General features: G+C 72.5%; 12 protein-coding genes. 4 read left to right on the plus strand and 8 right to left on the minus strand.

The window, feature by feature from the left end:
* From Q0L15_RS01750 to Q0L15_RS01770, 5 genes are all read right to left on the minus strand, one after another.
* Nucleotides 1-452, minus strand: a 452-nt coding sequence (locus tag Q0L15_RS01750; RefSeq protein WP_296601810.1) for a hypothetical protein, incomplete at its 3' end; no start/stop codon positions are given.
* Nucleotides 449-1,546, minus strand: a complete 1,098-nt coding sequence (locus tag Q0L15_RS01755) for a hypothetical protein (protein ID WP_296601811.1) — start codon at nt 1,544-1,546, stop codon at nt 449-451. The genes Q0L15_RS01755 and Q0L15_RS01750, both read right to left, overlap by 4 nt.
* 222 nt (nt 1,547-1,768) lie before the next feature.
* Nucleotides 1,769-2,701, minus strand: a complete 933-nt coding sequence (locus tag Q0L15_RS01760) for a hydroxymethylglutaryl-CoA lyase (protein ID WP_296601812.1) — start codon at nt 2,699-2,701, stop codon at nt 1,769-1,771.
* Nucleotides 2,701-4,575: a biotin carboxylase N-terminal domain-containing protein gene (locus Q0L15_RS01765; protein WP_296601825.1), complete on the minus strand. Its 1,875-nt coding sequence runs from the start codon at nt 4,573-4,575 to the stop codon at nt 2,701-2,703. The genes Q0L15_RS01760 and Q0L15_RS01765 overlap by 1 nt, the downstream gene beginning before the upstream one ends.
* Before the next feature lie 109 nt (nt 4,576-4,684).
* A complete protein-coding gene (locus Q0L15_RS01770; RefSeq protein WP_296601827.1) occupies nt 4,685-6,205 on the minus strand; it encodes a carboxyl transferase domain-containing protein in 1,521 nt (506 codons plus the stop codon).
* A 143-nt stretch (nt 6,206-6,348) separates the two neighbouring features.
* On the opposite strand from Q0L15_RS01770, the gene Q0L15_RS01775 reads away from it, so the two are divergent.
* A complete protein-coding gene (locus tag Q0L15_RS01775) occupies nt 6,349-7,581 on the plus strand; it encodes an O-acetylhomoserine aminocarboxypropyltransferase/cysteine synthase family protein (protein WP_296601814.1) in 1,233 nt (410 codons plus the stop codon).
* Between the two features lie 38 nt (nt 7,582-7,619).
* Complete coding sequence (locus tag Q0L15_RS01780; RefSeq protein WP_296601816.1) at nt 7,620-8,732, plus strand: homoserine O-acetyltransferase; 1,113 nt, start codon at nt 7,620-7,622, stop codon at nt 8,730-8,732.
* Nucleotides 8,733-8,757: 25 nt separating this feature from the next.
* Here Q0L15_RS01780 and Q0L15_RS01785 read toward each other — a convergent pair whose 3' ends face one another.
* A complete protein-coding gene (locus Q0L15_RS01785) occupies nt 8,758-9,756 on the minus strand; it encodes a diacylglycerol kinase family protein (protein WP_296601817.1) in 999 nt (332 codons plus the stop codon).
* Nucleotides 9,757-9,842: 86 nt separating this feature from the next.
* Between Q0L15_RS01785 and Q0L15_RS01790 the strand changes: the two genes are divergently transcribed.
* Nucleotides 9,843-10,646, plus strand: a complete 804-nt coding sequence (locus tag Q0L15_RS01790; RefSeq protein ID WP_296601818.1) for a DUF1206 domain-containing protein — start codon at nt 9,843-9,845, stop codon at nt 10,644-10,646.
* Here the strand turns inward: Q0L15_RS01790 and Q0L15_RS01795 are convergent.
* Together Q0L15_RS01795 and Q0L15_RS01800 are read right to left on the minus strand one after the other, a co-directional pair.
* Nucleotides 10,631-11,383, minus strand: coding sequence for a phosphatase PAP2 family protein (locus Q0L15_RS01795; protein ID WP_296601820.1), 753 nt, complete (start codon nt 11,381-11,383; stop codon nt 10,631-10,633). The two genes, Q0L15_RS01790 and Q0L15_RS01795, sit on opposite strands and share 16 nt — an antisense overlap.
* On the minus strand, nt 11,358-12,068 hold the full coding sequence (locus Q0L15_RS01800; protein ID WP_296601821.1) for a phosphatase PAP2 family protein: 711 nt from the start codon (nt 12,066-12,068) through the stop codon (nt 11,358-11,360). The genes Q0L15_RS01795 and Q0L15_RS01800 overlap by 26 nt, the downstream gene beginning before the upstream one ends.
* An 86-nt stretch (nt 12,069-12,154) precedes the next feature.
* On the opposite strand from Q0L15_RS01800, the gene Q0L15_RS01805 reads away from it, so the two are divergent.
* A partial coding sequence (locus tag Q0L15_RS01805) for a phospholipase D family protein (RefSeq protein WP_296601823.1) occupies nt 12,155-13,701 on the plus strand: 1,547 nt, incomplete at its 3' end.

Here is a 13,701-nt window from a genome sequence, read left to right on the forward strand (position 1 = left end):
TCGGGGTCGCCGACCAGGCGGTAGCGGTGCCGCCGCCGGCGCAGCGGCCAGGCGACCGCTGCCCGCTCCGGAGGTCCCTCCTGCGGCCCCTCGTGCGCGAGGTCCTCGGCGATGAGGCCGGCGGCGACGCGCAGCAGCTCGTCGTCGGGCAGCGCCGCCGGGTCGACCGGTGGCGGGCCGAAGGCGAGCGCGTCGACGGCGCCCTCGAGCTCGAGGTCGGGGCGGCCGCGACCCGGTGCGCTCGCCTCGAGGACCCGGGCGGCGAGCCGGGGCGACGGCCCGCCGGCGAGGTTGAGCCGGCGCAGCAGCTCGAGCTGCTGGGCGCCGGGGAGCACGCGACCGCCGGGACGGCCCTCCTGCGACCAGTCGCGCCAGGGCGTCGTACCGCCGGCCTCGAGATGGGCGACCCAGCCCCAGGCCCGTCGGACACCGGGGGTGTCGCGCCTGCTCATCGCTCCCGCAGGCGCTGGGCGTGGGTGCGCACCCGGTGGGTGAGCTGGCGCTCGGGGTCGGGGCGGCGCGCGGCCTCGCGGGTCATCGCGGCGAGCGCGTCGAGGGCGGTCGCGAGCTGGCGCTTGGCCCGGACCTGGTCGGGGTCGCGCCACACGTCGTCGGGCCCGGGCAGCACCGGCCGCAGCTCGCCCACGTCGCCGACCACGTGCACGCCGCTGCCCTCGATCCACTCGATCCAGCGCTCGGCGCGCTCCTCGGCCCAGGCGTACCGCTCCGGGGGCAGCCGCACCGCCGCCGACTCGCGCTTGACCAGCTCACCCTGGGCGAGCATGTCGCGGATCAGCGCGTCGTAGGACGACTCGCGGCGCGCCGCACGGTCCATGCGGCGGTTGAGCTGGCGGATCACCTGGGTCTCCGCGATGCCCAGCGAGCGGTTGGACCGGTCGCTGTCCAGCGGGGTCCACTCCGGGTCGATGCCGAGCACCTCGCACATGCGCAGCCACAGCTGGTCGCCGTGCTGGGTCTTCACCTGCGTCTGCGGCACGGTCACGACGTGGACGTGCTCGGGCGGCAGCCCGGCGCCCCACGTGCCGAGCACCCGCGGCACGTCGAAGGCGCGATAGAACCAGCTGCGGCCCTTCTCGAAGCGGTCCAGGAACCGGCGGTAGCTCCACCGGCGGCCCTGCTTGATGCTCTCCTGCCAGGCGGCCGGCAGCTGGCGGGCCAGGTCGCGGACGGTGTAGACGACGTGGATCTCGCTGCCGGAGAGGTCGCGCATCGCCCGGGCCACCTGGGCGGGCGTGGCCGGGGCGAGGATCTCGTGGCTGACGACGACGGTGCCCGAGCGCCGCTTGGCCCTGCGGACCAGCGCCTCCCAGCTCCCCTCAGCGTGTCCGGGCGGCCCGCCCCAGTCCTGGCCCAGCAGGTCGAGCGCGGCGCGGAACTGGAACAGCCCGGGGCTCACCAGCGGCGACCCGGACGGGAAGTGCACCCCGTTCGCGGCCAGCGTGCGGGCGTTGACCGCGAGCCGGTCCTGCACGTACGTCGTGCCCGTCTTCGGTGCACCGATGTGCAGGTAGACCTTGCGGCTCATCCGGGGTCCCCGGGGAGTCGTGGGCTGGCGGAGCGCAGCGGGGGAAGCCCGCGACTCCCTGCGGTGGTCATGGGGCTGATTGTGCCTGAGTGGGTGGGTGGGGGTGGCGGCTGGGCCAGGTTGCGCTGTAACGCCGTGTTACCCCTTCCTCCCACCATGCTGCAGAGGGATGGGTGGAGCGGGTAACAGGGCGTTACAGCAGCAGCGGCAGCCGGTCGGAGGTCAGGAGGCGGAGGGGGCGAGCGCCCGGACGACGGCCGAGGGGCTGGGGCGGCCGAGGTGGCCGGCCATCCACACGCTGGTGGCGGCCACCTCCTCGAGGTCGACGCCGGTCTCGATGCCGAGGCCGTTGAGCATCCACACCAGGTCCTCGGTGGCGAGGTTGCCGGTCGCGCTCTTGGCGTACGGGCAGCCGCCGAGGCCGCCGGCGCTCGCGTCGTACGTCGTGATGCCGGCGTGCAGGGCCGCGTAGGTGTTGGCCAGTGCCTGGCCGTAGGTGTCGTGGAAGTGCATCGCGAGCCGGTCGGCGCCGAGGCCGGCCTCGTCGAAGGCGCGGACGAGCGCGGTCACGTGGCCGGCGGTGCCGACGCCGATGGTGTCGCCGATGCTCAGCTGGCTGGCGCCGAGGTCGAAGAGCCGCTTGCCGACGCCGACGACCTGCTCGATCGGCACCGCGCCCTCCCACGGGTCGCCGAAGCACATGCTGACGTAGGCGCGCACGTCGAGGCCGGCGTCGCGGGCGCGGCGCACGGTCGGCTCGAACATCGCGAACTGCTCGTCGAGGCTGCGGTTGAGGTTCTTCTGTGCGAAGGTCTCGGTGGCCGAGCCGAAGATCGCGATGTGGCGGGCCCCGAGCTCGAGGGCGCGGTCGAGGCCGCGCTCGTTGGGCACGAGCACGGGACAGTCGCGACCGGCGGGCCCGAGGAGGTCCATCAGCTCGGCGGCGTCGGCGAGCTGGGGCACCCACCTCGGGTGCACGAAGCTGGTGGCCTCGACGATCGGCAGGCCGGCGTCGAGCAGCCGGCGGACGAACTCGGCCTTGACCTCGGTCGGCACCAGCGCCTTCTCGTTCTGCAGCCCGTCGCGCGGCCCGACCTCGTAGATCGTCACCCGGTCGGGCAACCCGGAGGCCGGGATCACCGTGGGAGTGCGCATCAGTCCTCCTGCGTCGTGTCGGCGGTCTCCACCAGGAACAGCCGGTCGCCCAGCGCCACCTGGTCGCCGGCGGTGGCGTGGACCAGGCGCACGATCCCGTCGAACGGCGCCTTGAGGCTCAGCTCCATCTTCATCGCCTCCAGGACGCCGAGCACCTCTCCCGCGGTCACGAGATCGCCGGGCTCGACGCGGACGTCGAGCACCGTGCCCGGCATCGGCGCGGCGATCGCGCCGTCACCGACGTCGACCGCGTGGTCGCCGAACACGTCGGGGCGGTCGAAGACGAACCGCTGGCCCTCGTAGGCGACCTCGGCGGTGTGCGGCTGCACGTTGACCACGGCCGAGTGCCGGCGGCCGTCGATCTCGAGCGTCAGCACGTGGTCCTCGGCCGACACCTGGCGCACGGGCAGGTCGTCGACGCGACCCGCGTGCCGGTCGACGACGACCGGCCGGTCGAGCTCGACGATCGTCGGCGCCGGGTCGGCGCCCGAGCGCCAGCCGTCGGACCGGAAGGGCTGCCCGGCGTCGGTGCCGGCCGCGATCATCGCGCTGACCCAGGCCACGAACACCCGCGGCAGCTCGTCGTCGGGCGCCGGGACCGTGTGCCGGTCGAGCCAGGCGGTGTCGATCGTCGCGTCGCGGAACTCGTCACTGGCAGCGAGCGCTCGCAGGAACCCCACGTTGGTGGTGAGGCCGAGGATCGCCGTGCGGTCGAGCGCGTCGACGAGCGCGCGCCGCGCCGACTCGCGGTCGGGGCCGTGGACGATGACCTTGCCGAGCATCGGGTCGTACGACGTGCTGACGACCTGCTCCGGCTCGAGCGCGTGGTCCACGCGCACGCCCTGCGGCCAGCGCACGATCGACGTGCGCCCCGCCTGGGGAAGGAAGCCGCCGAAGGAGTCCTCGGCGTAGACCCGCGCCTCGATCGCGTGGCCGGAGGGCCGCACGCTGGATTGCTCGATCTCGAGGGGGTGCCCCAGCGCGACGAGCAGCTGGTGGAGGACCAGGTCGATGCCGTGGTGGATGAGCTCGGTGACCGGGTGCTCGACCTGGAGCCGGGTGTTCATCTCCAGGAAGTACGCCTCGCCCGTGTCGTCGTCGACCAGGAACTCCACGGTGCCGGCGTTGCGGTAGCCGACCTGGCGGGCGAGCGCGACCGCGCTGGACGTGACGAGCTCGCGCACCGCGGGGGTGATCGTCGGCGCGGGCGCCTCCTCGATCACCTTCTGGTGGCGACGCTGGGTGGAGCAGTCGCGCTCGTCGAGGTGCACCACGGTGCCGTGGGCGTCGGCCATGATCTGCACCTCGATGTGGCGGCCGCGCTCGACGTACTTCTCGATCAGCAAGGTGTCGTCGCCGAAGGCGCTGAGCGCCTCGCGGGCCGCCGCGGCCTTGGCCTCGTCGAGCTCGGCCTCCTCGCGCACCACGCGCATGCCCTTGCCGCCGCCGCCGGCCGCGGCCTTGACCAGGACCGGGAAGCCCGCGTCCTCGCCGCGCGGCACGACGGGCACACCCGCCGCGACCGCGATCTCGCGGGCAGCGTCCTTGCGACCCATCGCGTCCATCACGTCAGCCGGCGGCCCGACGAAGACGATCCCCGCCGCCTCGACGGCGCGGACGAACTCCGAGCGCTCGGAGAGGAACCCGTAGCCGGGGTGCACGGCGGCGGCTCCCGTGGCGACCGCGGCGGCCACGACCGACTCGATGTCGAGGTAGCTGGTGACACGTACGGCGTCGTCGGCGGCGCGGACGTGCGGGGCGTCGATGTCGAGGTCGGTGTAGATCGCGATCGTGCGCACCCCGTGCTCGCGACAGGTGCGCATGACCCGCAGCGCGATCTCGCCGCGGTTGGCGACGAGCACGGACTCCAGCACGGGAGCCAAGGAATTCTTCATAGGACTGATTACTCCGAGGTGTCGGGGTCCCCGCGGCGTTGTTCGCGGAGGAGCGGAGCGGGGGAGCGAAGAACGTCGTGGGGTGAGATCACATCCTGAAGACGCCGTAGGACGGCGCGGGGACGGGGGCGTTGGCGGCAGCCGCCAGGCCCATGCCGAGCACGCGGCGGGTGTCGGCGGGGTCGATGATCCCGTCGTCCCACAGCCGCGCGGTGGAGTAGTACGGCGAGCCCTGGGTCTCGTACTGCTCGCGGATCGGGGCCTTGAACGCCTCCTCCTCGGCCGGGTCGTCGAAGCCGCGCACGGTCGCCAGCACCGACGCCGCCTGCTCACCGCCCATCACCGAGATCCGGGCGTTGGGCCACATCCAGAGGAACCGCGGGTCGTAGGCGCGCCCGCACATGCCGTAGTTGCCGGCGCCGAACGAGCCGCCGATGACGACGGTGAACTTCGGGACGACCGAGCAGGCGACCGCGGTCACGAGCTTGGCGCCGTCCTTGGCGATCCCGCCGTTCTCGTACTCGCGGCCGACCATGAAACCGGTGATGTTCTGCAGGAACACCAGCGGGATGCCGCGCTGGTTGCACAGCTCGATGAAGTGCGCGCCCTTGAGCGCCGACTCGCTGAACAGGATGCCGTTGTTGGCCACGATGCCGACCGGGTGGCCCCAGATGTGCGCGAAACCGGTCACCAGCGTCTCGCCGTAGAGCTTCTTGAACTCGTGGAACCGGCTGCCGTCGACCACCCGGCGGATCACCTCGCGCACGTCGTACGGCGTGCGGGTGTCCGCGGGCACGACGTCGTAGACGCTCGCGGGGTCCTCGTGCGGCTCCTCGACCGGCCGGACGTCCCACGGGGCCGGGGCCGGTGCGGGCAGCGTGTCGACGATCGAGCGCACGATCGCCAGGGCGTGGGCGTCGTCCTCGGCGAGGTGGTCCACGACGCCGGAGGTGCGGGCGTGCACGTCGCCGCCCCCGAGCTCCTCGGCGGTGACGACCTCGCCGGTCGCGGCCTTCACCAGCGGCGGGCCCCCGAGGAAGATCGTGCCCTGGTTGCGCACGATCACGGTCTCGTCGGACATCGCCGGGACGTAGGCGCCGCCGGCGGTGCACGAGCCCATCACCGACGCGATCTGCGGGATCCCGCGCGCGGAGAGGTTGGCCTGGTTGAAGAAGATCCGGCCGAAGTGCTCGCGGTCGGGGAACACCTCGTCCTGCAGGGGGAGGAACGCGCCGCCGGAGTCGACGAGGTAGACGCAGGGCAGGTGGTTGTCGCTGGCGACCGTCTGCGCGCGCAGGTGCTTCTTGACGGTCATCGGGTAGTACGTGCCGCCCTTGACCGTGGCGTCGTTGGCGACCACGACGACCTCGCGGCCGGCGACCCGCCCGATGCCGGTGACGACGCCGGCGGACGGGACCCCGCCGCCGTACATGCCGTCGGCGGCGAGCGCGCTGAGCTCGAGGAACGGGCTCCCAGGGTCGAGCAGCCGGTCGACCCGGTCGCGGACCAACAGCTTGCCGCGGTCGGTGTGCTTGCGCCGTGCGCTCTCGCTGCCCCCGAGGCGCGCCACCGCGAGCCGCTCGCGCAGCTCGTCCACCAGCTCCTTCATGTGGCTCACCCACGCAAGGTTAGCGATCATTAACCACCCGGTCCAGGGTCCATGATCTGAGACGGTCGCTCACATGCTGGACGCTCATAGTCGATGCATCCACTGCACTTTAGGCTGCGATGACCGCCATCCGAGGAGAGACCATGACCTACCGCCCCGAGACCCTCGCCGTGCACGCCGGTCAGGAAGAGGCCGACCCCGCCACCAACGCGCGGGCGGTGCCGATCTACCAGACCACGTCGTACGTCTTCAACGACACCGAGCACGCCGCGAACCTGTTCGCGCTGGCCGAGCCCGGCAACATCTACACGCGGATCATGAACCCGACGCAGTCGGTCTTCGAGGAGCGGATCACCCAGCTCGAGGGCGGCGTCGGCGCGCTCGCCACCGCGAGCGGCTCGGCGGCCACGACGTACGCCGTGCTCAACCTGACCTACGCCGGCGACAACATCGTCGCGCTCTCCACGCTGTACGGCGGCACCTACGCCCTGTTCGCCCACACGCTGCCCCAGCACGTCGACGAGAAGACCAAGCTGGTCTTCGGCGAGACCGTCGGCAACCCCAAGATCAACGTCGTCGACATCCCCGCCTGGGCCGAGGCCGCCCACGCGCAGGGCCTGCCGCTGATCATCGACAACACCGCGCCGACGCCCTACCTCGTCCGCGCGCTCGACCAGGGCGCCGACGTCGTCGTGCACGCCGCGACCAAGTACATCGGCGGCCACGGCACCTCGATCGGCGGCGTGATCGTCGACTCCGGCCGCTTCGACTGGGCCGCGCACTCCGAGCGGTTCCCGGGCCTCACCAAGCCCGACCCGGCCTACCACGGCGCGGTGTGGACCGAGGCGGCCGGCCCGGCGGCGTACATCATCCGGGCCCGCACGGTGCTGCTGCGCAACACCGGTGCCGCCGTCGCGCCGCTCAACTCGTGGCTGTTCCTCCAGGGCCTGGAGACCCTGCACCTGCGCATGGAGCGGCACAGCGCGAACGCGCTGGCGGTCGCGGAGTACCTCCAGGGGCACGACGCCGTGTCGTGGGTGAGCTACCCCGGCCTGCCGGACAGCCCCTACAAGGAGGTCGCCGACCGCACGTTCACCGGCAAGGGGTACGGCGGCCTGGTCAGCTTCGGCGTGAAGGCGGGACGCGAGGGCGGCAAGGCGTTCATCGAGGCGCTGCAGCTGTTCAGCCACCTGGCCAACATCGGCGACGCGAAGTCCCTGGCGATCCACAACGCCACCACCACGCACAGCCAGCTCACGCCCGAGGAGCTCGAGGCAGCGGGCGTGCCCGAGGACATGGTGCGCCTCTCGATCGGTATCGAGAACGTCGAGGACATCATCGCCGACCTGGAGCAGGCACTGGCCGCCAGCAAGTGAGCAGAGCCAAGTGAGCGGAGCCAAGTGAGCGGAGCCACGTGACCGGCACCCTCGGCTACGTCGAGACGCAGCGGGTCGTCCTCGCCGACGAGGACGACCCGCTGCGGCTGCGCGGCGGCGGACGGCTCGACCACGTCGAGGTCGCGTACGAGACCTACGGCGAGCTGTCCCCCGACCGCGACAACGCCGTCTTCGTCTGCCATGCGCTGACGGGGACGGCGAACGCCGCCGGCCTGCACCTCGGCGCGAAGAAGCGCGGTTGGTGGGACAACATGATCGGCCCCGGCCGCCCGGTCGACACCGACCGGTTCTTCGTGATCTCGCCGAACATCCTCGGCGGCTGCTCCGGCACGACCGGTCCGCTGTCCACCGACCCCGCCACCGGCCGCATCTACGGCATGGACTTCCCGCTGCTGCACATGACCGACCTGGTCGCCGTGCACCGGCGGCTGCTGCGCCACCTCGGCGTCGAGCGGCTGTACGCCGGGGTCGGCGGGTCGCTCGGCGGCATGCAGGTGCTGCAGTGGGCGATCGACGACCCCGCCGCGATCGAGCGTGCCGTGCTGGTGGCCGCGTCCTCGCGGCTGACGGCCGAGAACATCGCGTTCTCGGCCGTCGCGCGCGAGGCGATCATGAACGACCCCGACTTCGTCGGCGGCCGGTACGCCGAGCAGGGCGTCTTCCCGTGGCGCGGCCAGAAGGTCGCCCGGATGATGGCCCACATCACCTACGTCTCCGCCCAGTCGCTGGAGTCGAAGTTCGGGCGAGCGCGCAGCTCGCGCGGCGACGCCTGGACGATGGAGCCCGACTACGAGGTCGAGCACTACCTGCAGCACCAGGGGCTGACGTTCCTCGACCGCTTCGACGCGCTGTCCTACCTCTACCTCACCCGGCTGCTGGACTACTTCGACCCGTTCGGCGACCCGGGCACCGACGAGGCGCTGCGCGCGGCGATCACCCGCTTCCAGGTCACCTCCTTCGACAGCGACTGGCGCTTCGCCACCCCGCAGTCACAGCGGCTGGTCGCAGAGCTCGAGCGCCTCGGCGTGCCGGTCGACTTCGCCGAGATCCCCTCGCCGTACGGCCACGACTCGTTCCTGCTCGAGCCGCCGGGCTACCACGAGCGGGTCCGCGCGTTCCTCGGCACCTGACCCGCCCGACGTCGAGTCGGGCCGGTCAGCCGGGCAAACCGTCCTCGTCGACCCGCACGACCAGCGCGTCCGGCTGCAGGACGAAACGCAGCGTCGAGGCCTCGGTGAGCACGTCACCGTCGACCTCGCACAGCTGAGGCGGGTCGACGCGCACCGTGACGTCGCGGCCGGTGACCCGCTCCAGCGCGGGCCCGTCGGCGCGGTTGGCCAGCACCCGCGCGGCGACGCCCACCCACTGGGTCAGGCTCTCCGGGCTCACGGTCGCGACGTCGAGCTGCCCGTCGTCGAAGAGGGCATCGGGCAGCAGTCGCATCCCGCCGGTGAGCTCGCCGCAGTTGCCGACCACGACCGTGCGGGCCTTGCGACCGGGCGCGTCCGCACCGTCCACGGTCAGGTCGAGCGCGAACGGCGGGTCCGTCAGGTGCTTGCCCCCGCTCGCGACGTACGCCGCCCAGCCGACCTTGCCCTTCACGCCCTCGGGGGCGTCGGCCATCATCTGGGCGTCGAAGCCGACACCGGCCATCACCGTGAAGCAGTGCACGTTCGGCGCCGCCTCGGGGACGCCCTCGAGCTGGTCGGGGCGGGGGTCGACGACCAGCCAGCCGACGTCGATGCGCCGGTCGTGGCCGGTGAAGGCGACCCGGGCCGCGTCCTCCAGCGGGTCGACCCGGCCGCCGACGTTGCGGGCCAGCAGGTTGCCGGTGCCGCCCGGCAGCAGGCCGATCGGCACGCCGGTCCCGACGAGCTCCTGGGCCACGGCGCGGACGGTGCCGTCCCCCCCGAGCGCACACACCACCCGGGCACCGGCGGCCAGCGCGTCACGGGTCTGCCCGAAGCCCGGGTCGTCCTCGGTGGTCTGGACCAGCCGCGGCTCGGGCACGCCCACCTCACGAGCGACCTCGGCCAGCACGTCCCGTACCTCGTCGGGGTCGACCTTCGTCGGGTTCACCACGACGACGATCTCCCCTGCGCTGATCTCCCCTGCGCTGATCTCTCCTGCGCTCTCGCGCTCCCTCTCCTCCACGAGCCCATCGTTCCCCGATACGGGCCCAGGTATACCGGCGTTCCCAGACGGGTAATCCCTCCAGGGGGAACCACTGAGGAGGGACCATGTCACAGCATGTCGGAGGGGCGACGACCGTCGCCAAGGGTGCGGCTCGCCGCGCGGGCGACCACCCGGTCGTCGAGTGGGGCGCACGGCTCGGGTACGCCGCGAGCGGGGTGCTCCACCTCGCGCTCGCCTGGGTGACCGCCCAGGTCGCGCTCGGTGAGGCCGGCGGCAAGCAGGCCAGCCAGTCGGGCGCCCTGGGGACGCTCGCGCATCAGTCGTTCGGCCAGTTCCTGCTCTGGGTACTCGCGATCGGGTTCACGCTGCTCGCGCTCTGGCAGATCACCGAGATCGCCACCGCGCGCGAGGCGTTCGACAAGGCCAAGGCGGCCGGCAAGGCGGTCGCCTACGCAGCGCTCGCCTGGACCGCGTTCACCTTCGCGCTCGGCGGCCACACCTCGAGCAACAAGCAGACCAAGGACTTCACCAAGACCCTGATGGAGGCGCCCGCGGGCCGCCTGCTGGTCGGAGCCGTCGGCGTCGCCATCCTCGGCATCGCCGCCTACCACGTCTACAAGGGGTGGAAGAAGCGCTTCCTGCAGGACCTCCAGGAGCACCCCGGTCGGGGCGCCGTCGTCGCTGGCCGGGTCGGCTACATCGGCAAGGGCATCGCGCTGGTCGCCGTGAGCATCTTGTTCATCATCGCCGCGGTGCGCCAGCAGGTCGGCAAGGCCACCGGTCTCGACGGTGGCCTGCGCTCGCTGCGCGACCTGCCGGCCGGCACCGTGATCCTGCTCGGCATCGCGCTGGGCCTGGCGGCGTACGGCGTGTACTCGTTCGCCCGGGCACGCTACGCCCGGGTCTGAGACTGCCTCTGCTCGCCGGCCTCGGCCGCCCTCGCGGGTGAGCCGGGGCCGGCGTTCTCGGCCCGCAGCCAGCCCCAGGCGAGCAGGCCCGCGATGAGCCCGTTGACGATGGCGACGATCACGTCGCTGAGGTGGTGCATCCCGCGGTAGAGCCGCGCCGAGGCCACCAGGAGCGGGACGAGGAGGCAGACCGTGACGACGAGGCCGCGCAGGCCCGGGTGCTTGATCCTCAGCGCCATCAGGGCGAGCGTGAAGTAGAGCCCGGTGGCCGCTCCGGTGTGCCCGCTGGGGAAGCTCGACGTGGGCGGCGAGTCGTCCAGCTTCTCGACGTGCGGCCGCTCCCGGTCGATGAGCAGCGTGGTGAAGAAGAACACCAGAGCCTGGGCGGAGATCGCGATCAGCGGCACCACCGCGAACCACCAGCGGCGGGTGCGCCACCACACCACCGCGACGACCACGAGGCAGACGCCGATGATGCTGACCGTCGCGCCGGTCCAGGAGAAGACCAGCGTGATCGTGTCGAGCACGGAGGTGCGGCCCGAGGCGAGCCACTTGTTGAAGCGCTCCTCGCGGTGGCCGAGCTGCTTGAGCGGACCGTCCGTGATCGCCCATCCGATGGCCATCACGACCAGCCACCATGCGGTCATCGGCGCGACGACCCGCACGGCGAGGTCGCGGCCGGCCTCGCTCACGGTCGGGCGCGAGCTCGCGTCATCCCACCTGGTGAGGAACGTCATCGTCGGACTCCTTCGTCGTCGGGGTGGCCGGCGGGCTCCAGCCCAGGTAGCCGGCGTACGACGCGACGGTGAGCCCGCAGCCGAGCAGCACGCCGGCCGTCACGTCGGAGAGGAAGTGCGCGCCCATGAACAGCCGGTCGGCGCACGTGATGAGGACCCAGGCCACGCCCACCCCGAGCAGGACGCGACGGGCCATGTCGCCCAGGACCGGGCGCAGCAGCAGGAGGACGACCGTGACGACGATCGCGTTGTTGGTCGCGTGCCCCGAGGGGAACGAGTAGCCGGCGTGCGTGGTGAACGGCTCCTCGATCACCGGCCGCGCGCGCTGCACCGCGAGCTTGAGGCCGACGGCCACCAGCCACCCGGTCGCCATCGTCGCCACGGCCCACATCGCGCGGGTGCGCAGGTTCCAGCGCAGCCACGCGAGCAGGCACAGCGGCAGCCCCACCACGGCGTACATCACCCACGGCTGGCTGATCAGCTCCCACGCCTCGGCGACCGAGCGGAGGCCGGCGTGGGAACGCGTGACGTCCGTGGCCGCGACGATGGCGTCCTGGTCGAGGTCGATGAGCGGACCGAAGTTGGACCGCACCAGGTACGCGAGCACGCCGAGGGGCACCGCCACCACGACGGCGTACGCGACGGCGCGCGCCAGACGGCGCGGCCGGGACTGCACCCCTCCCATGCCCCGATAGTTCACAACCGGCGCACTTCGTAAACGCGGCCGACCGCAGATGTTTGCCGCGCGCCCCCAGGAGCACAATCAGCGCCGTGGGAGTGAGGGACTGGTTGCTGACCAGCGAGGAGAGGGAGAACCCGCACACGGCGATCGATGCCGTGCGCGGCGACGGCACGGCGTGGAGCAGTGGCAACACGGTCCGGGCGCTGGTGCACGGGCGGGACTACTTCGCCGAGCTGCACGAGCGGATCTGTGCCCTGGGGCCGGGCGACCGGCTCTACTTCGCCGACTGGCAGGGCGACCCCGACCAGCAGCTGACCGACGATCCGCGGGCGACGCTCAACAACACGCTGATCGACGCCGTACGCCGCGGCGTCGACGTCCGCGGCCTGCTGTGGCGCTCCCACTGGCACCGGCTGGGCTTCAGCGCCCACCGGCACCGCCAGCTCGGCGAGGACATCGGCGACGCGGGCGGACAGTGCCTGCGCGACATGCGGGTCCGCACCCGCGGGTCGCACCACCAGAAGCTCGTGGTGATCCGCCACGCGGACGACCCCGAGCGCGACATCGCGTACGTCGGCGGCATCGATCTGTGCAACGGCCGACGGGACGACGCCCGGCACGAGGGCGACCGGCAGACCGTCGAGATGGCGCGCGCCTACGGGCCGACGCCCCCGTGGCACGACGTCCAGGTGGCGATCCAGGGACCGGCCGTGCACGACGTCGAGACGACGTTCCGTGAACGGTGGGAGGACAGCACGCCGCTGACGCTCAACCCGGGCCGGGTGCTCTCGAGCCTCTTCCACCGCGAGGACCTCTCGCCCGAGCCGCTGGCCGAGCAGGCGCCGCCACCACCTGCGCGGCCGGAGGGCCACGAGACGGTCCAGATCATCCGGACCTTCCCGGTGATCTACCCCAAGTCCTACGACTTCGCGCCCGACGGCGAGCGCTCGGTGATGCTGGGCAACATCAAGGCGATCGCGAACGCCGAGCGGCTGGTGTACGTCGAGGACCAGTACCTCTGGTCCGAGGAGGTCGGTGAGCACTTCGCCGGCGCCCTGCGGGCCAACCCCGACCTCCGGCTGGTCGTCGTGGTGCCGATGGTGCCCGACCGCGAGGGCGCCGTGGCCGAGGTGCCGCAGCTCTACGGCCGGTCGCTGGCGATGCGGACGATCCTCGAGGCGGGCGGCGACCGGGTGGCGTTCTTCGGGCTCACCAACGACAGCGGGCTGCCGGTCTACGTCCACTCCAAGACCTGCATCATCGACCACCGCTGGGCCAGCGTCGGGTCGGACAACCTCAACCGGCGCTCCTGGACCCACGACAGCGAGATCGCGTGCGCGGTCCTCGACGAGCGCGGCGACCTCGACGAGCCGGCGCCGTCGGACTCCTTCCCGCGGGTGTTGCTGCGGACGCTGGTCGCCGAGCACCTCGGCTGCGCCCCGGACGAGGTTCCCGAGGACCCGCACGAGCTGTTCGACGCCATGGTGGCCTGCGCCGACGCGCTCGACGCGTGGTACGCCGGCGGGCGGGACCGGCGCCGCGGCATCCGCGGCGTCCTCGCCGGCCACGCGCGCCGGCGACCGGTGCCGGTGCCCCGCCCGGTGAGCCGGAGCGTGCCGGGCCACGCCCTGAGGCG

The organism is Nocardioides sp., assembly GCF_024509035.1.
In the GTDB taxonomy this organism is placed as follows: domain Bacteria; phylum Actinomycetota; class Actinomycetes; order Propionibacteriales; family Nocardioidaceae; genus Nocardioides.